Annotated in this window: 17 protein-coding genes; 7 read left to right on the top strand and 10 right to left on the bottom strand. The window is 58.1% G+C overall.

Annotation, left to right across the window (positions count from 1 at the left end; genetic code table 11):
- Positions 1-114: 114 nt before the first annotated feature.
- From AC13C8_RS01025 to AC13C8_RS01005, 5 genes are all read left to right on the top strand, one after another.
- On the top strand, positions 115-1,272 hold the full coding sequence (locus AC13C8_RS01025) for a thiamine pyrophosphate-dependent dehydrogenase E1 component subunit alpha (RefSeq protein WP_475299305.1): 1,158 nt from the start codon (positions 115-117) through the stop codon (positions 1,270-1,272).
- Entirely contained in the window at positions 1,269-2,261 is a 993-nt protein-coding gene (locus AC13C8_RS01020; protein ID WP_475299304.1) for an alpha-ketoacid dehydrogenase subunit beta, read from the top strand. Before AC13C8_RS01025 ends, AC13C8_RS01020 begins: the two co-directional genes overlap by 4 nt.
- Entirely contained in the window at positions 2,258-3,412 is a 1,155-nt protein-coding gene (locus AC13C8_RS01015; protein ID WP_475299303.1) for a dihydrolipoamide acetyltransferase family protein, read from the top strand. Before AC13C8_RS01020 ends, AC13C8_RS01015 begins: the two co-directional genes overlap by 4 nt.
- Before the next feature lie 14 nt (positions 3,413-3,426).
- Positions 3,427-3,762: a carboxymuconolactone decarboxylase family protein gene (locus AC13C8_RS01010; RefSeq protein ID WP_475299302.1), complete on the top strand. Its 336-nt coding sequence runs from the start codon at positions 3,427-3,429 to the stop codon at positions 3,760-3,762.
- Between the two features lie 616 nt (positions 3,763-4,378).
- On the top strand, positions 4,379-4,918 hold the full coding sequence (locus AC13C8_RS01005; protein WP_475299301.1) for a recombinase family protein: 540 nt from the start codon (positions 4,379-4,381) through the stop codon (positions 4,916-4,918).
- Positions 4,919-4,929: 11 nt separating this feature from the next.
- Here AC13C8_RS01005 and AC13C8_RS01000 read toward each other — a convergent pair whose 3' ends face one another.
- The 3 genes from AC13C8_RS01000 to AC13C8_RS00990 all read right to left on the bottom strand — a co-directional run bounded on the left by AC13C8_RS01000 (position 4,930) and on the right by AC13C8_RS00990 (position 8,192).
- Positions 4,930-6,714 carry an ATP-binding protein gene (locus AC13C8_RS01000; protein ID WP_474768978.1) on the bottom strand — a complete coding sequence of 595 codons (1,785 nt, stop codon included), beginning with the start codon at positions 6,712-6,714 and terminating at the stop codon, positions 4,930-4,932.
- 9 nt (positions 6,715-6,723) lie between these two features.
- On the bottom strand, positions 6,724-6,951 hold the full coding sequence (locus AC13C8_RS00995) for a hypothetical protein (protein WP_474768977.1): 228 nt from the start codon (positions 6,949-6,951) through the stop codon (positions 6,724-6,726).
- Between the two features lie 221 nt (positions 6,952-7,172).
- The gene (locus AC13C8_RS00990) at positions 7,173-8,192 is read right to left on the bottom strand and encodes an HNH endonuclease (protein WP_474768976.1); all 1,020 of its coding nucleotides are present in this window, start codon (positions 8,190-8,192) and stop codon (positions 7,173-7,175) included.
- A gap of 136 nt (positions 8,193-8,328) precedes the next feature.
- Between AC13C8_RS00990 and AC13C8_RS00985 the strand changes: the two genes are divergently transcribed.
- Both AC13C8_RS00985 and AC13C8_RS00980 read left to right on the top strand, forming a co-directional pair.
- A complete protein-coding gene (locus AC13C8_RS00985) occupies positions 8,329-10,089 on the top strand; it encodes an AAA family ATPase (protein WP_475299300.1) in 1,761 nt (586 codons plus the stop codon).
- The gene (locus tag AC13C8_RS00980; protein WP_482846098.1) at positions 10,089-11,327 is read left to right on the top strand and encodes a hypothetical protein; all 1,239 of its coding nucleotides are present in this window, start codon (positions 10,089-10,091) and stop codon (positions 11,325-11,327) included. The genes AC13C8_RS00985 and AC13C8_RS00980 overlap by 1 nt, the downstream gene beginning before the upstream one ends.
- Positions 11,328-11,352: 25 nt before the next feature.
- Here the strand turns inward: AC13C8_RS00980 and AC13C8_RS00975 are convergent, their stop codons facing one another.
- The 7 genes from AC13C8_RS00975 to AC13C8_RS00945 all read right to left on the bottom strand — a co-directional run bounded on the left by AC13C8_RS00975 (position 11,353) and on the right by AC13C8_RS00945 (position 17,650).
- Entirely contained in the window at positions 11,353-12,594 is a 1,242-nt protein-coding gene (locus tag AC13C8_RS00975) for a DNA-methyltransferase (protein WP_475299323.1), read from the bottom strand.
- Between the two features lie 105 nt (positions 12,595-12,699).
- Complete coding sequence (locus AC13C8_RS00970; protein WP_475299322.1) at positions 12,700-13,050, bottom strand: hypothetical protein; 351 nt, start codon at positions 13,048-13,050, stop codon at positions 12,700-12,702.
- Positions 13,050-13,724 (bottom strand): ParA family protein, encoded by a 675-nt coding sequence (locus AC13C8_RS00965; RefSeq protein WP_475299321.1) that lies wholly within the window; start codon positions 13,722-13,724, stop codon positions 13,050-13,052. Before AC13C8_RS00965 ends, AC13C8_RS00970 begins: the two co-directional genes overlap by 1 nt.
- A gap of 112 nt (positions 13,725-13,836) precedes the next feature.
- Positions 13,837-14,862: a replication initiator protein A gene (locus tag AC13C8_RS00960; protein ID WP_475299320.1), complete on the bottom strand. Its 1,026-nt coding sequence runs from the start codon at positions 14,860-14,862 to the stop codon at positions 13,837-13,839.
- Between the two features lie 255 nt (positions 14,863-15,117).
- Positions 15,118-15,669, bottom strand: a complete 552-nt coding sequence (locus AC13C8_RS00955) for a hypothetical protein (RefSeq protein WP_475299319.1) — start codon at positions 15,667-15,669, stop codon at positions 15,118-15,120.
- Positions 15,670-15,686: 17 nt separating this feature from the next.
- Complete coding sequence (locus AC13C8_RS00950) at positions 15,687-17,354, bottom strand: type IV secretory system conjugative DNA transfer family protein (protein WP_475299318.1); 1,668 nt, start codon at positions 17,352-17,354, stop codon at positions 15,687-15,689.
- Entirely contained in the window at positions 17,354-17,650 is a 297-nt protein-coding gene (locus AC13C8_RS00945) for a mobilization protein (RefSeq protein ID WP_482846097.1), read from the bottom strand. Before AC13C8_RS00945 ends, AC13C8_RS00950 begins: the two co-directional genes overlap by 1 nt.
- Positions 17,651-17,838 lie beyond the last annotated feature (188 nt).

The following is a 17,838-nucleotide window of genomic DNA, read 5'->3' as shown; positions in this document are numbered from 1 at the left end:
GAGGGATTGTAGACCCTTCTCTTAAGTCGCCATTGACATCATACTTTAATGGTATACGACTATACGTTATTCGGAGCAAGCCTAAATCGCTCCACACTTGCACAGGAGGACGGGATGGCAAGATCCCCCAAAAACGGTGGAAAGAAGAAGGTACCTGCCCGGGCCGCAGCCTGCCCACTGGGCGAGGCAGAGAACCTTGGCATCTTGCAGGTCCTGGATCGCGAGGGGAATGTCGCCGGGACGTTGCCGGATCCGCAACTGGATGAGGCGACTCTGATCCGGCTTTACGAGATGTTGGTGCTTGTCCGCGCCATCGACGAGCGAGGCTTCAAGCTCCAGCGCTCCGGCCGGGTTGAATTCTGGATACCGCATCGCGGGCTGGAGGCGGTCCATGTGGCGGCTACGCTGGCATTTGCCGATACCGACTGGATTTTCCTCGGTTACCGCCACCCCGGCTGTATGCTGCTGCGCGGCGTCCCCCTGCTTCAGATGTTCGCCCAATTCTTCGGGCGGGAAGGCGACCCGCTGAAGGGGCGTCGCCTGCCGACGCTGATGGGCGACCGGAGGGTCAACATCGTGCCAATGACCACGCAGGTCGGCTCCTACATTCCCCATGCAGCGGGCGCGGCCTGGGCCGCGCGCCTCCGCGGCGACGATACGCGGTTCCTCGTCTTCTTCGGTGACGGCTCCACCTCGCGCGGAGAGTTTCATTCGGCGATGAACTTCTCCGGCATCCACCGCCCTCCGGTCGTGTTCCTGTGCGAAAACAATGGCTGGGCGGTGTCGACGCCGACCAGTACCCAAACGGCGACACGGACATTTTCGGAAAAGGGCGACGCCTATGCAGTCCGCAATCTGCGCGTCGACGGGAACGATCCGCTGGCGGTCTATTCGGTGGTCAAGCAGGCCCATGACCTCTGCGCCTCCGAAGGTCCGAGCCTGATAGAGGCGGTGACCTACCGGATGGGCCTGCACACCACTTCGGACGACCCCGACCTCTACCGCGACCGTGCCGATGTGGAAGTGTGGGAACAGTGGGATCCGCTGCCGCGCATGCGCAAATACCTCCAGAACCGGAAACTCTGGGATGACACGCGCGAAGACGCGCTATGGGAGCGCGTCCGCAGCGAGATCGCCGAAGCGGTCACCGCCGCCGAGGCCCTGCCTTTTCCGGCTCCGGAAACCATGTTCGACGACACGTTCGAAACGCCGACCTGGCTGATGGACGAACAGAAGCGCCGACTGCTGGCCGAACAGGAGCAGCGGTCATGACAGTTCAGAAACTGACCATGCTCGAGGCGCTGCGCACCGGGATGGCGCATATGCTGGAGACGGATGATAGCGTGGTGCTGATGGGCGAGGATGTCGGGCGATCGGGCGGCATCTTCCGCACCTCGACAGGCCTCGCACAGCGTTTCGGCGGGCATCGGGTGATCGACACGCCGCTGGACGAAAAAGGCATCGTGGCCCATGCGATCGGCATGGCGCTTTACGGGATGCGCCCCATCGTCGAGATGCAGTTCTCGGGCTTTATCCACGACGCCTTCGAACACATCATGTTCTGCGCGGCGCGCTACCGCTGGGCCTCGGGCGGGCAGTATTCCTGCCCGCTGGTGATCCGCTCGCCCTCGTTCGGGGGTATCAAGGGCGGGTTCTGGCATTCGCAGAGCGCCGAAGCCTATTTCTTTCACCATGGCGGGATCAAGGTCCTCAGCCCGTCGACCCCCGAGGACGCCTATCGCATGATGATCGCGGCCGTACAGGACCCGGACCCGGTGTTGCTGCTCGAACCTGTACCGCTCTACCGCGCGATGAGCGCAGAGTTCGAAACCGACGGCATACCGGCCCGTTTCGGAGAGGCGCGGGTCGTGCGGCCGGGGGCTGACGCCACCCTGCTGGCCTACGGGCCCATCGTGCATGAATGCGAAGAGGTCGCCCATGCGCTTGCGGCGGATGGCGGGGCCGATGTCGAGGTGATCGACCTGCGCTGCCTGATGCCCTACGACATCGAGACCATCCTCGCCTCGGTCCGCAAAACCGGTCGAGTCGTGATCGCGCACGAGGCCCCGCTGACCATGGGATTTGGCGCGGAGCTTGCGGCGGTGCTGCAGGAAAAGGCGTTCGGCTACCTGCAAGCGCCAATCGACCGGGTCGGCGCGCCCGACGTGCCCTATCACTTCAGCATAGGTGACGAGATGTACCGGCCCACGGCCAACAACATCCGCGCCGGCATCACCCGCGTTACGGAGTTTGCGTTTTGACATCGGATTTTCGACTGCCCGATATCGGGGAAGGAATCAGCGAAGCCTCGCTGATCGAATGGATGGTGGCTGTCGGCGATCAGGTGGAGGAAGGCGACGACGTCGCCGTTGTGAGCACCGACAAGGCCGACGTGGAACTGGCCTCGCCAAAACGTGGGGTGGTGGCCGAACTCTGCTGGCAGCCGGGCGATCTCATCAAGGTCGGGCAGGTCTTGCTGAAATTCGAAGGCTCCGCGGCGCAGCCTGTCGCGGAACAGCCTGCGGCCAGCCCTGAAAAGACCCCGGCGAAAACGCCCGCCGGCAAACCCGGCGTGATTGCCGCGCCGGCCACCCGCAAGCTCGCGGCGGATACCGGCGTCGATCTGAACACGTTGGCCGGGACAGGCCCCGGTGGCGAAATCACCCACGCCGATGTCGAAGCCGCATCCGCGCCGCAATCGGTCGCTGACACCCGGACCGAACCGCTGGAGCCACTGCGGCAGGCTATGGCCGCGCGGCTGTCCCAGTCCGTGCGAACCAGCGTTCACGCCACGATCGACTTCCAGATGGACGGCAGCGCGCTGGCCGCATTGCACCGCCGCCTCGCCGGTTGTGAGGAGCTGAGCGGCGCGAAAATTTCGCTGACCGCGATCCTGGCGAAATGCCTGGCCGCCGCGCTGGCTCGGCACCCCCGGCTCAACGCGACCATCGACGAGGCCGGGCAGACCCTGACGCTCCGCGACAGGGCCGATCTCGGCGTCGCGCTGGCCAGCGCGCGCGGGCTGGTTGTGCCGGTGCTGTCCGGCGCGAACCGCAAACCGCTCGAACAGATCGCTACCGAACTTGCCGATTTGACGGCGCGCGGCCGCGACGGCAAGCTGAAACCCGATGAAATGCGCGGCGGCAGCTTCACATTGTCGAACACAGGCAGTCTCGAACAGGCCATGATCGAATACACGACGCCGATCATCGTGCCACCCCAGACCGGCATTCTCTGGGTCTCGCGCCTGCGCGACAGGCTCTGGGTCGAGGAGGGGCAGGCCGTGGTGCGCCCCGTCCTGAACGCGAGCCTCAGCTTTGATCACCGCTGCCATGACGGCGCCGACGCGATGAATTTCATCAACGATTTCTCGCGCTTCGTGGCTGCGCCCGAAGCCGCCCTCATTACCTGAAAGGACCCGACGACATGAGCAAATACCGCGACATCGCCCGCAGCGTGGATCTGGGCAACAAGGCGCTGGCGGATGCCGCGCCCGAAGCGATGGGGGCATTCGCGGGGCTGTTCCGCGCAGCCTCGGCCGACGGGGCACTCGACAAGAAGACCAAGGAGCTGATGGCGCTGGCCATCTCCGTGGCCATAAGGTGCGAAGGCTGCATCGCCGCCCATGCCCGCGCCGCCGCGCGGCATGGCGCGACCGAGGCCGAAGCGGTCGAGGCTCTGATGGTCGCGGTGGAACTGTCCGGCGGCCCCGGCACCGTCTATGCGGGCGAGGCGCTGGAGGCGTTCCGCGAATTTGCCTGAGCGCAAGAAAGCCCGGGCGCTCAGCTTTCTACCTTCGCGCCGGCGGCCTGGGTCACGGCGCGACCAGCCCTCGCTTTCGCCTTGGCCGGGCAGATTGTCAAAAAGCCCGTCCGGATCCTCCGACATGAAGGCCGAGAGCTTGATGTCCATCTGATGCTCCTCTCTCCACCTATGCTCGCCACGGTAGCAGCGGTTTGGTGGGAAGGCAGTTCATCCCATTAGCTCAGTTCGATGGTGTAGATATCTACACCGTCTATTGCGAGGAAACTAGGCTGCTCAAAGAATGGGGATCATTGGGAAAGATTGTCGGATTTGACTTTGGTGGTGAAAATCTGTGCATGCTTACAGCTGCACAAGGCAGAAGCCGCTATCTCTTCGATTTTCCAAAAGTGGAGTTCGCTAGGTTGATTAGTGAGGGGAGGCCGTTGCCAGTGGTCCAGTTCGCAGAACCCACCCAACGTAGATATCGGAGGCGCAGAAGGTTCTAACAAACATCGGGTCACAAACGGTCGTTTTTGTCCGTCTCGCCTGCCCCGCCCAGGATCAACCGCTTAGCTAAGACAAAAACCCCCGGCAAAACCTTTGCGGTTTTGGCAGGTTTTTGTCACAGTGAAGCATGATCATCGGATATGCCCGCGTCAGCACTGACGACCAGAGCTTGGATTCACAGACGGATGCCCTTTCAGCAGCTGGAGCCGAGCGGGTTTTCGCAGACAAGATCAGCGGATCGAGGCGCGCGCGGCCAGAGCTGGACAAGATGCTGGAGCAGCTCCGCGACGGCGATGTTGTAGCTGTCACGAAGTATGACCGCCTGGCGCGGTCCCTGAAGGACCTTTTGGACATCGTAGAGACGATCCGGGAACGCGGTGCCGGGTTCAGGTCTCTGGCTGAAGACATCGACACGACGACGCCGGCAGGCCGTCTCGTGTTTCATGTCTTTGCTTCCATCGCCCAGTTTGAGCGGGAACGGATTTCAGAGCGGACCAAAGAGGGATTGGCATCAGCCCGCAGGCGGGGGCGGACGGGAGGCAGGCCCCCTGCTCTTTCGCCTGCTCAGAAAGATGAGGTGCGGCGTATGAGGGATGACGAACACCGTGCGGTGCCTGAGATTGCTCGACTGTTCAAGGTAAGTGAACGTACTGTACGGCGTGCCTGATCGTTCTCAGATTAGGCGGCCATTCGGGCTCGTAGTTGCTGTCGCACATACTGTCGCGCTTCCGATAGCCCCGCACGATAGTCATCTGCAGCGATGGACAGGCACACTTTTGACAACGCTTGTTCAAGCTCTTCGTCAGTCCAGGCCGAAACACTTCGCTTTGAGAGCGCAAAAACAACGGCCTTGCCGACTTCCAACATTACAGCGCGGCGAGCCGCTTCAACGGCTAGCTCCCGGACCGTCTCTGAGTCATCCTCGTCTGGGAAAAGAACTGAGATTTCTGAGGCCATAGCATCCACCGCCTCATAGAGGCAGTTAACAAATAATTGCCCAGTTTCAGGAACATAAAGCGCAGCCTTGCCCAACAGGTCTTTGTCCGTGATTTCTTCCTCGGTAGACAGTGGAATGATTTCTGGAGCCCGGTCGAAAATCTCAGCAGACTTCGACCTTTTCGCGCCCTCGGGGACATCAAACACGTTACGCCGCGATGGCTTGTCTCCCCCGGACTGCGCGGCACCTGAGCCGCCTGAGAAACCTTGCCCCTCGGGCTTTCCGGCATCTCGGTGTTCAGACGGACTACCATCTTTGGATTTTTTTCTGCCCTCGGACTTCAATCTGAACTCGTCCAACAGAGATTGAAGTTCTTTTTGAAGATCATCGTAATCTGCTGCTCGTTCAGGGCTGGCGGCTGACACTACGTCCTTCACCCAATCCGGCATCAATTCACGAACTAGATGGGCAAAATCAGATGGTGAAATGTCTGCGCCAGTGTCGCGAGTAATTAGCCGTTCACGATACTGGCTTGGCCTTGCCAGATTGTCGGCGATCTCTATGTGAACGCAAAGTTCCTTCGAACCAAATGGTATCCCAAAAGCGGGGGCAACTGCACTCCACCCAACGCCTGTTTCAACAGAGAACATCTCGTCTTTATGTATGATTGCTAGCGTAGTAGTGGTACTTCCGAGTGCTCCTCCGGCAGACTGACGCATGCCTGGAGAACTCTTGTGGTCTGGGTCGTGGAAGAAGTGAACTGTGACTGTTCCGTCCTCGCTCTTAACTGATTCAAAACGGGCAAAAGCTTTGTTCCGGCGATCCCAGATCGTCTCGAACTTGCGGACATCCCGCTTAAATCGAGTGAAGTCTCCGTCCATTTTAATGCTGACGTCTTCCGGCACCCTATAGAACCGCCGATATAGCGCCGTCGCGAGATAATGCTGAGGTGTTCGCCCCTTGGTGATCAAGGGTGTCTCGACTGTGTTTTGCTCAAGCGAATTGCCCAGCAGCATGACTTCTGTCCAATCGCCAGTTGTATCAAGGCCATCGGAGCGGGCGACGTCTGTGACGTCCAGAACATTCACGAGCTCGCCATCCACATCTCGCTTCACACGCACGTAGTTTTGCTCTTCATCGTCATAGGCCAGGATGACCTCACTGACAGCACCGTCCTTGCAAGAGCGATAGATCATGCCAGCCTTGTTGTTAGCGAGTGAAGAAACCTTGGCTCCCACTCCGAAGTTCGCGTCCAGGTCTAGCGTCTTATTTATTGAGGATGCGAGATGGGTGATCTTAACTAGCTCTGTGTCGCTCAATCCTGGCCCTGTGTTCCAAAGTACAAGTTTCGGCACACCACGGTAATGCCGCGAGGTGATCCTGACCTCTTTCTCACCTTCCGCCAACTGAGCAGCCTCAATAGCGTTCTTTACGAGCTCTCTAGGCATCGTCCAAGACGGTGCTCGCTCGATTGTCATACGCACAAATGCGCCAATATCACTGATGCCCAAACTATCCTGAGACATTGAAATTCCTTACAATTTAAAGTGCTGCTCGGACGACCCTTGAGGATCGAAACGGCGTTCCATCTCGCTAACAGCTTCCCGCAAAGCCTTAACTATTTTGCGCACATCTGACTGATCCCACTCGTAAGATCGCTGATTAGACAGATTGCCAATCTTGCGAATATCTGAGAGCGCAGCCTGAGTTCGGCTCTCGGCTAGACGTACAAATTTCTCTCTTCTCTCAGAACTATCAGACATAGAATCGCCCCTTCGCACCATATTTCGTGAAATATTGGTATTATTTTCAAATAATGCAACCCTAGCTCATCGAATTTCTGGTTGAATATGCGGGGAATATTCATGAAATGTTCGGAAATACGTCCAAAAATGACGCAATTTTCAGGCGTTGGACAGGGCGATTTTCGAGGTTGGATCAAGAATCCAACCCCCGGTATTCCGCAATATAACCCTGTAGATCGCTAGAGTGCCCATCCTCTTAGGGCGTTCACCTGCTCAATAAAGGCAGGAGAAGGTCGATCAACTCGGCCAGGTGGCACTTCGATCATCGGGAAAAGGCGTGCCTGAAAGTCCGCTAGTCCGCCATCGAGGCCAGCAGCCACAAGCTCCCCTTCCATCGCTCCGTTTCTATGAATCCTATAGCCGGTGTCGAAAGTGACCAGGCCACGATCATAGGCGCGGTGATGAAGAGCGCAGAGCGCTATCCCGTTGCTGGTTTCATCAGTGCTATCAGGATGAGCGGCCGGAAGGATATGCGCTGCATCGAGAAGGCGCAGCTGCACGCCGCACATAGCGCAAGAGTGCGAATATGCTGTTAGCACGCGATCTTTGAAATTCGCATCGCGCAGCGCCTTCTTGGTCGATACCACAGCATAGCGGCGCGGTTCAGGTACTTGATCCTCGATCTCCTGATCATCGACGCTTTCAGGGTCTTCACAGATCTCTTCGAGGATCTGCAACGCGTCTTCCGAGGATCCGCACGCATGCAGATCCTCCATGTTGTCGAGATACGCGCCCATGTAGGCGGGCTTGACCGCAAAGGCGACTTCTTCCTCGCCTTTGAAATGAGCCGCCAGCCCGTTGAGCCGGGCTGCTTCCAAAGCTGGTTGGCGAATTTGAATAGATGGCGAACCACCCAGAACCCCAAGATGCTTATTCACGTCATAGGCGGCAAAAACACCTAACTCTTCGCACCAACCAAGAATGATGGTCTTTCCCCCGACCTCGGGGACAAACCTCTGCCCGCCACCAACTTCAGGCAAGCCGGTCACCTGGATGCGCCATTCGTCCGGCAGTGCTACCCGCCCGCCGAAGGTGAGATTCCAAATGTAGACACGGGCGCGATATGAGCCCGCGTCCTTGATGATCTGATAGCTTGCTGGATGCTCCCCCTCTCCCGAGAGCCGCAAGAAGCTCAATCCACTTCTTCGTAAGGCGTCTTCGAAGAGCTTGAACAGCGTGGGCTTTCTAAGGGGAGGCATATTCTAATCCGTGGTCTCAATCGCTTGCGTCTACGCCCATGAGCGAAAATTTCTCTATTTATCGAATAGATAGACGACTCTTGTCTTCAGGGATAGTGTCGGGAACTACCGGGGACAGGATTTCAGGCGAGTGTAAATGGCAGGCAACCAGAAGATTTACAAAGATGATTTCACAAGGTGGCTTAAAGATCGTCTGAAAGATAAAGGGCTTCAGCCGACACTATGCGGTTCACAAACCAAAGTCGGTGCGGGAGAAAATCATGAGATCAACCTGACAACGGGTTGGTGGAAAAAGCCCAACTATTCAGGAAGCAAGCCACCGAGATGGCTTTATCCTCTGGACGCGACACAAGGTAGCCTTTCGCCTGCGCGCGAAAGCAATGCGTCATTGAATGTGGGCGGGATCAATGCGTCTCAGGGTGACAAGGCGGCGGCGATATTCCGCATTGTTCCGTTAATCAAGCAAGACAAGGATGATTTCTTCTCTGACGACGCGCTAGAAATCCAAATCCTGTTTTTGTTTCACGGGCCGACCCCCCAGGGCTCTTCCTCTGAAGTTGTGCATTTGAACCCTGATAATGGGGCAATCGAGTTCAAGGACGTCTCATTGCCGTATATCGGCGCGGCTCTACTCGGCCTTCAGCCGCGAGGGCATCAGTTTCAGATAACGGCTGGCGGCACGTCGCAGACTGTGACCTATGGGGACGTGTTGGATACCGTGGCCGCAGACATAAATGCTGCCCCACAAGGGGGGGCGGCAGGCCCCATCCCGGTCTTTGATCTGAGCGAACAGGCGGAATTTGAAAGCCTCAAGAAGATGGTAGCCGATGCTTGGAAGGCGGCGGGGCCGTCGCCCGCTTTCGCGGCCCCGGCGGGTGCAGGCATAGCCGATGAAGAAGATGAGGAAGATGACGATGAAATTGTTGCTCCGGCCTCTTTGGAAATCCCAGTAAACACAGACCTTCTCGGAATCGATCCTGCGGTCTATCGCCAGATCAATGCTGCGCTCGCCTCGGGCAAGCAACATATCATGCTATACGGTCCACCAGGGACAGGGAAAACGACGCTTGCGCGCCATATTGCAACGGTGCTGACGGGCGGGAAATGGACGCTGGTAACAGGTTCCTCTGATTGGAGCTCTCAAGACATCATCGGTGGCTATCAACCTACCGGCAATGGATCAGTGGCTTTCATTCCCGGAGTTTTGCTGCGTCGTTTCGACCGCCCACTCATCATCGATGAGCTAAACCGGTGCGACATCGACAAGGTGATCGGACCACTCTTCACAGTGCTGTCGGGTCAACAAACTACCCTACCCTACCGGCTCGACATTGAGGACAAGGATAGCCTTCAATTTGTGATCCTACCGGAGAGTAAGCCTTCGGCAGCAGCGCATGAATTTGCACCGGGACCACATTGGCGGCTGGTGGCGACGATCAACTCCATCGACAAGGCGTCCCTCTACCAAATGTCCTATGCACTCGCCCGACGCTTTGGCTGGGTCTATGTCGATGCCCCCAGTGACACGGCGGGTTTTATTGAAGCCTTCTTACGCAAGGAGGAGCCTACGTGGGCGGGACCGGTGGCAGGAGCCCCCTGCCCTCTCGCCGAGTTTTGGGAGGCGATTAACTCGGTGCGGGTGATCGGTCCTGCACCTATCATCGACGCGATAAAGGCTGTCCAGGCGATGGAGGAAGACGCGGAGTTCTTCGCCGTCCCTGCAGCGTCAACAAAGGAAGCTCTGCTCGATGCGGTAGACATGGTGCTGCTCCCAATGCTCGACGGAATCGTTGTGCAGGATGCGGAATTTCTGGCCGGAAAAGCCGTGAAGGCCTTTGGTCTTGATGCTGATCAGAGCAAGCGAGTCAAAGCGCGGATGGCTTCAGTGGCTGTGTGATGGAGACGCTCGACCGGGCTATCAACGACTATGCGGCAGGGGTGTTTCTGCGGTATTTCCGGCAAGGGACGCTAGCGGGGGCGGAAAGCCCTCATCTTGATCATGCACGGGACTTGGACTTGCTCCGCGCGCATTGGGCTCTATCGGAACCCGTGCGGACCTTTCTATCCTATGTGCTGGCGCATCGTCACGAAGCACAAAGCCTGCTGCAATTCGTCAAACGGACTGATGATGCCGTCGCGCGTGGGCGGATCGATGCGCGTGGCACTATGCTAGCGCGGCGTGTAGCCGGGCATCCGTCACTCGTGGTCTACGAAGAGCCAGTGCGCAGCTTTAATACGGGCCCAAATCAAGTAGTGGCATGGGTGGTTCAGACGGTTTCGACCTACGCGACGCGGCTCTTCGCCGTTCAGCCGAAGGGATCGGCCTATGCTGGTCTGATCGAAGAAATCATGACTGACGTGACGGCGGTAAAGCGCCTCGACGCATTACGCGAGGTGCTTAAGAGTGTGTCCGTCCATCGCAGGCCGGGGCCAGGCGCGTTGCGGGACGCCGCACGATCGCGGCGGATGATATACCGCCTGGCTATAGCCGCCTATGACACGCTAGCGCGGATCGAGGCGGGAGACGAAGAGGCGCTGCGGAGCGTTCTAGGAAGCACGCTGATCGGACCTTTGGAACAGTGGCGTCGCTTCGAATTGGCCGTAGGACTCGGGATAGGCGAAGCTCTCGCGGCGGAGACGGATGAGCCGATGAACCTTGCCCTACTCGGTAAAACATCTGGAGCTCCGATCATCTCGTGCGGGCGCTATGACATCTTCTGGCAGAGTGGTGGTGGGCTATTCACCGCCCCCGCCCTGGAACCCTCCGAAGAGCGACTGGACGCGGCACTGGCAGCCTATGGAATGCATCTTTCAGCGGATCGGCCGGATTTGGTGATCACCGACCGGCTTGCTGCACAGGCGAAAGGTATCGTCGAGATTAAGTATCTTGCAGGAGACACAGCAAACGCCCGCTTCCGAGAAGCTGCGGGGCAGATCGTGCGTTATGCGCGGGGCTATGCTTCTGAAGAGGATATAGACGGTCTGGTCCGCGCTTCACTCATTGCCCTGAACCGCAGCCCCCCTGCCCTATTGCACGAAGTCGCTGCAGCTCCACGCTCAGTGGATTTCGAAGGGTTAACCGATGGGCGGCTACGGCTATGGGTACGAGAAAGACTGCTTGCTCCCCCTGCTTAGCACGATGGGCAAAGGGGAGCAGTGCTTACTCGGCGGCGATCTTCGAGGTAGCCTTCTTACGCATCGAGGCGGGGCGTTGAGCGCCGCCGTCCTCGAAAAGTGGCACGTTTTCCTCTTTCACAGGAAGGGCACAAGGCGATGCAATTTCGTAGGGAATGCCGCGATCCTTTGGCAGAGGTTGGAGTGTCGGTTCAAAGCGGGCACGGGCACCGAGCAAATACTCCTCGGACAGCTCGCAACATGTCCAACGGCGCTTCAGATTTTCAGCAACAACGCCTGTGACACAGGAGCCGCCGAACGGGTCAACCACTAAATCTCCTGGATCAGTCAGGAAGCGAATGAAGTATTCAGGGAGCTGCGCAGGAAAGCGCGCCGGGTGAATCGGGATATTTTCGGCGCGACAATTATCCTGATAGCGCCCGTTGGACTCTGTGTTCGCGATAGCCAGCAAGTTCGGCGGGACAGAACCGCCATTGTCCTTGTTAAACTTGTCAGAAATGTCGTGTCCAGATGGGCGTAGCTTAGCTTTGTAGCCATTCTTCAGCAGATGTTTCATCGACTTAGAATACGGCTGAAGGACGCGTTTGTTATTGGCCTTCGGAAACGGTGTCTTTGAGAGCCACCAGACGGTGTTCACAGCATCTTTGACGCGCACCCTCCGGACATTGACCCACTCCGCTGGTGTTGGGAGCTTAGACGGGTTGAACCAGTAGTGCTCCTGGCACAGATGAAAACCATACTCCTCAACCAGCATGACGAGAAGTTTGAAGTGGTAGAGGCTGCGAGTTGGTTGCCCTGGCACCCAGGCACCGCCAATGTCGATGACCAAACTACCTGTATCTTTCAGGACTCGATGCGCACCTTCAGCAAAAGGTCGAAACCAGTCGCAGTATCGGTCCGCATCTTCATTTCCATAGCTCTTCTTTCGCACCAGTCCGAAAGGCGGAGAAGTCATGATGAGATCGACACTGTTCTCCTTCGCCTTGTTCAACAAATAGCTTCGACTATCGCCCCAAAGGATTTCACCATGGTCGGTCTTGTGAAACGGTCGCAGTAGCTTAGCGGGGAAGTCGCGCGGATCGGTCCGTTTAGGCCCTAAGTCAGGCTCTTCCACCTGGGCAAACTGTGCATGAAGAGCCCGGAAGTATTCACTAAGAGAGCTAAATCCTTGTGCTGCCGCTGCGGCTTCTATCTCTGATCGCTCTTCCTCTGTGAGACGAACGTTTGCGGCCTTAGTCCTTGGATTCGTTGCTTTTGGTCGCGCCATTTGATTCCTCGCCTGTTTTACAAACGCACCCTAGCTGAGGGTTTTTTGTATTACAATAACCAGATGGACTAACCGTCACACAAAAATGGAAAGAATGGCTTAACGTCAGTCATTTCCATTTTGGTATGCAGCGAGCATATCGGCTAGCACGTCGTTCAGCCGCCTGCCTTCTTTATCTCTCAACTCATTGAGCTGATTTCGCAGGTCTGAAGAAACATAAATGCGCCAGTACGTCATGTCTTCGTTCAGCGGTGGCCGCCCACGCCTCGGCGTTGGCGATGGCTGGGAAGTGTCCGTAGACCGATTGAAGCCGTTTGCACGTCCTGCGGCGGCGACGGCTTCAGCGTCGGCTCTGGGGCGAGAGCCTTTCTTCTTGCGCTTCAGCCCTGACCCAATCTTTGGCTCTTGCGCTTCTTCTTGGTCGTCATCGCTCAGGTTCAGAAACGTCCCGGCCATCACTGTGCCTCCAGTATTTCTGCAAGCTCTTTCCCCAGCCTAGCAGTGTTGCTGATCGCACTCTTCACAGACTGGCTGTCTTGCAGTTCGAAAAGGGTTCTGCCCTCTGCCATGACACGCTCAAAAGGCGCTCGTCGCATGAGTTCGGTCTGCAGGCGCTCCACCCCTGCCCCGTCCAGCTCAGCCAACAGTTCTTTGTGAGATGTAGTGACGATTGCAGCGTCCGTTTGTGTGATCAGAATGCGAGCTGGCACCGTCCGCCTGGCTGCTCGCCCTGCGTCACGGATCATTTTGAGCGCCGCGCCCGCCGCATCGCCGTCCAAGGCGCTTGGGCGCATGGGAACGATACAGAGATCAGAGGCCGAGGCGGCATAGGACGCCATGAGGCCTGCAACACCTTCAAGGTCGACGAAAACCAGGTCGTGGTCATCGCCCGCCGCCTCCAGCGTGTCGAGAATGGTGCTGTCAGAAGGGTCTGAGATCACCTTGAAAGGAGCGTCCTCAAGGTTCTCTTCATTGCGCTTGCCCAACCAGACACGCGCGATGCTTTGCCGGGGGTCAGCGTCAACGATGGCAACTGAGAGGTCTTCGTTCTTCGCGAAGACTGATGCCAAAGTCAGTGTTGCAGTGGATTTCCCACAGCCACCCTTGGGTGAGAGGACGCTTACAATCATTTGTCTGCTCGTTGTTTTGCTCCTTTATGTGACGTGCCACAAAATATGTCACGTCATTTTTTATATGCGGCATATATTATGCCGTGCTATATTATACGGCATAATATATGCATTATTGCTGGCGCGCTGCCCACTTGCGGCAGAACCCGATGAACGCGCTGTCAGGATTTCGCGGCGGCTCCATGCCTTGCTCAAGCAGGCTCATGACCCACGCCCGCCACTCCTGTTCGACCACATAGACATCCCAGCCAGGCGCGGCTCGCCGCGCCGCCTCGTAGGTGTCCGGCATGAGCTTAGTGGAGAATCCCGAGCCAACGATCATCTGTTGTGAAGCACGACTGCGGAATGAAACCATGTCGTCTTCCATACTTACCGAATAGTCTGGCAAGTGGTCGAAGTCGCACAGCGCACGGACGGCCAGCCGGAAATTGCGAATGGCGTCGCTCGAACCGCACTTCTTTTGAAGCTTCTTCAAGCCGATCTGCCAAGTTTCCTTTGAGCCACAGTGTTTTCGAGCAATCTCGTAAATCCGGCGCTCGATTGGCTTCCGGAGACGGAAATAGTCCGGGTGAAGTGTCAGAACCTCGTTGGCCTCAATGGCTTTGAAAAGCCATTCTGAGAGCTTGAGGCCCCATTCGGTGACACGGCCATCATGTCGTTTGCGCTTGATCTTTGCGCCTTCGATCAGACCAAACGCCTCCCATGTCTCTTCGCCGCCCGTCTTGATCGTCGTCCTGAGACGAGTGCTGTCCAGCCGGTCAAGGGAATCACGCAGCAGATCATAGTCGTGACCACCCGTGTGGCGATTGCTGAACTCCAAGAAGTCCTGAGCTTGGAACTGGATTTCGCGCGAGTAGGGGCGACCTTCGTTACGCGCCGCCATGATCTGGCTAATCGCAAAAATCAGGATGTCCTTGTCATAGATGTTGGCGATGCCCTTGGAACCGGGAGTAACCTCCAGAACCACATCTCCATGCTCATATCTCTTAACATCACGGATCGGCTTCTTTGACAGCGTGAAGATCGGATGCTCCATGGACGCCATGTCGCTTTTGATGACAGCATCGGCCACGTCACAGATGAATAGGTTGGCCTGGGGATGGCGATCCGGGAGGAGGGGGCGGTGGTCTTCGTCCATTGATTCACCTATCGGGATAACGGCTGCACTCTTATTGCTATCGGGATATTAACTGCACCACAAGGCCTATCGGGATAACGGCTGCACTTTTCCGGATAATACCTGCATTCTATCGGGATATTAGCTGCGCTGTATTTTCGCAATGCGCTGAAATCATTAATTGAATCCAGTATCTGCGCGTGCGTAACACAGATTCTAACACATATATAACACCCAGCTTCTCAGGCAGAGCCGTCACAATCAACACATCACCACTCACCGTTGGTAGAATACACAAGCATCGACACCTGTAGTTGTCGTGGCCCAGGACGCTCCGAGGGCAGCGCACATGGAAGCGTTGCTGGCTAAGAAACGAGGAAGCATCACCGTCAGGGCAAGAGCCAAAACGACAGCACCCAGACCGAACCATGGAATACGGCTTTTGAAACGATCCAGCTTTTGTTCCCGTTCCCAAAGCTGACGCATGGTGTCCGACCTGGCATCTTCAGCTTTCCTGAGAACTTCCTGAGTATGGTTAGACGCCCGCAGCAGATCACCAGCCATCTGGCCAACGCGATCCAAGGTATCGCCGATCCTCCCGTCGATGGTTGCGCCGACAATCTCGCCGTAGTGTTCCGGGTCAGTTTGCTTTTGCGCAGCAAAGGCAGCAGAGCGGGCTTCTGTCGCCGTCTTGTTCACCCGGTCGAGCACCCGTGTCTGATCGTCCACCCGATCCGAGATGCTGGCGACCGCCGTGGCAAGCAGATCGAGCGTTTCGCGCAAATCATCGTCTGAGAGTGGGGCAAGGGAAGCGGGTGTATCAGACATGGCGGATTGCTTTCAGATTATCGGGCTTCAGGCGTGAACAGCCCGGAAAATTCAGGATCGGCGTAGTAGCGCAGCTTTTGCGCGACGGCAGTGGCCTGCCCCTGGACGCGCAGGAGCTGACGATCCGGCGGGAGCTGCATGATTTCATCGGGGGTTAGCAGGTCGCGGCCTGTGAGGTTGTTCGAGAAGCTGGGGCCATCGCCAGGTTTGAAGCTGTCCGTCTGGAACCCGGCAGTTTCCTGGCCGATCATCTGGCTCAGCCATTTGGCCGTCTCGAAGTCGTTCACCCCGAAGACCTGTTGCACCCCGGCATTGGCAATGAAGGTGCCAGCGCGGTCTCCGTAGAGGTCTTTGAGCTGGCTCATGTCCTGCAGGATCGGCCAGAGCTGAAGCCCGTAGCCCGCCATCAGCCCCATGGCGCGCTCTACGGCCTCCAGACGGCCCAGGGCGGCAAACTCGTCCAAGAGGAACAATGTGGGCGTCTTGAGGCGCTGAGAGGCCCCCTGAGCGCCCTCAGACGCCTCAGCGTCCCGTGCGATGTCCTGAAGGGCCTGAGAGACCAGAAGGCGCAGCCAGCGGCTGTAGGCGTCCATCCGGTTCGGAGGAAGCACCAGGAAGACGGAGGTGATCCGGTGGCGCAGATCGGAGAAGGCGAAGTCCGACCGCGCCAGACACTTTGCGATCCGGGGGCTGTCCAGAAAATGCGTGTGCCGCTGCGCGTTCGACAGGACCGAGGCCGCTTCCCGGTCTGCTTTCCCGAGGAAGCGGTTGGCGGCGCGGGCAATCAGCCCGCCTGCCTCGTCGCTGTCCTGCATCAGCTCCAACAGCGCCCGGAGTTTCTCCGGGGGCAGAGTGAGATATTCCCGGACGGTGGCGAGGGACCGGCGGTCGCGATCCTCGTGGCAGACGCAGAACATGATCAGCCCGCCGAGGATGGCCTTGGCTTCCTCGTTCCAATGCGCTTCCGTGACCTGTCCCGGCGGGTCCATGACCAGCGCCTCTGTCAGGGAGGCGGCATCCTCGCCCAGATCGAGACTGTCGGGGGTCAGCCGGTCGAGCGGGTTGTACGCGGCGGAGGGATGACCGCTGACCTCAAAGGGATCGAGGACGTGGACCGTCCCGAATCGACGCCGGGCCTCGCCCGCGATCCGGGCATTCTCGCCCTTGGGGTCGATGACCAGGATGGAGCGTTCCGCCGCCAGCAGGTTCGGGATCACGGTGCCAACACCTTTCCCGGCCCGCGTCGGGGCGAGGGTGATCAGATGCGCCGGGCCGTCATAGTGCAGCAACCGTCCTGTGTGCGGATTGCGCCCGATCAGGAGACCGCGATCTTCCTGCCCTTTGCCCCTCTCCAGCTTCTTCAGTTCCTTGCGGTTCGCAAACCGGGCCGAGCCGTGGCTGTCACCCGTCAGCCCGAAGTAAGCATCGGCCCCGGAGGCCATGCGCCAGTACTGAAACCCGAAGACAGCGCCAATGAGCATGAAGGGACCGAAGACCAGCCATTGCCAGGCGCTTTCACCGGGCGGCTGATCGAAGAAGGCAAAGATGAACGGCGTGGCCACAAGCGTTCCAAGCATCGCCCCAAACAGGACCGCGCCGATCATCCAGCCCAACAGGATGGGCGTGAAGATCAACCGACCGAAGAAGCGGAACAGCCCCCCGAAGACGAGCATCACACTCCGCATCAGGACGCGCCATCATCGGTAGGGGCAGGGGAGGGGGTGTCCCACTCTGCAAAGGCTTTGCGATCCTGTTCACGGGAGAGGTTGCGGATCAGCCGGTCGAGCATGGCGGCGGCACTGGAGTCCCGTTCCGCCAGGTCCATGAGTGCCCCGCCCAGGATCACCTTGCGCCGTGTATCCAGCTTGCGCTGTCTAGTGGCTTCCCGGTTTTTCAGAGCCTGCAGGCGGGCCTTGGCCTGGGCATAGCGTTTCTCGGCGCGTTCAAGCTCAGTCTCGGCCAATTCGGGAATCCACTTCAAAGAGAGCAGGTGTAAAGGTTAGGCTTGCCACAACCAGCGATAGCGCTTACCCGTAGGCCTGTAAAGGACAAGGGCGCACTTATGCAAACTCTCCACCTGCGGTTCCGAGATTTGCGTGCGATCTCTCCGGGGCAAAGCCCCAGCCGATGGCAGACCCCTTCGATGCGGAGCGCATCGAAATGGGAGAC

The sequence above is a fragment of the Aliiroseovarius sp. B-4 genome, from assembly GCF_056857795.1.
Note: the sequence above shows the minus strand (reverse complement) of the source record. Positions and strands in the feature narration are given on the sequence as shown.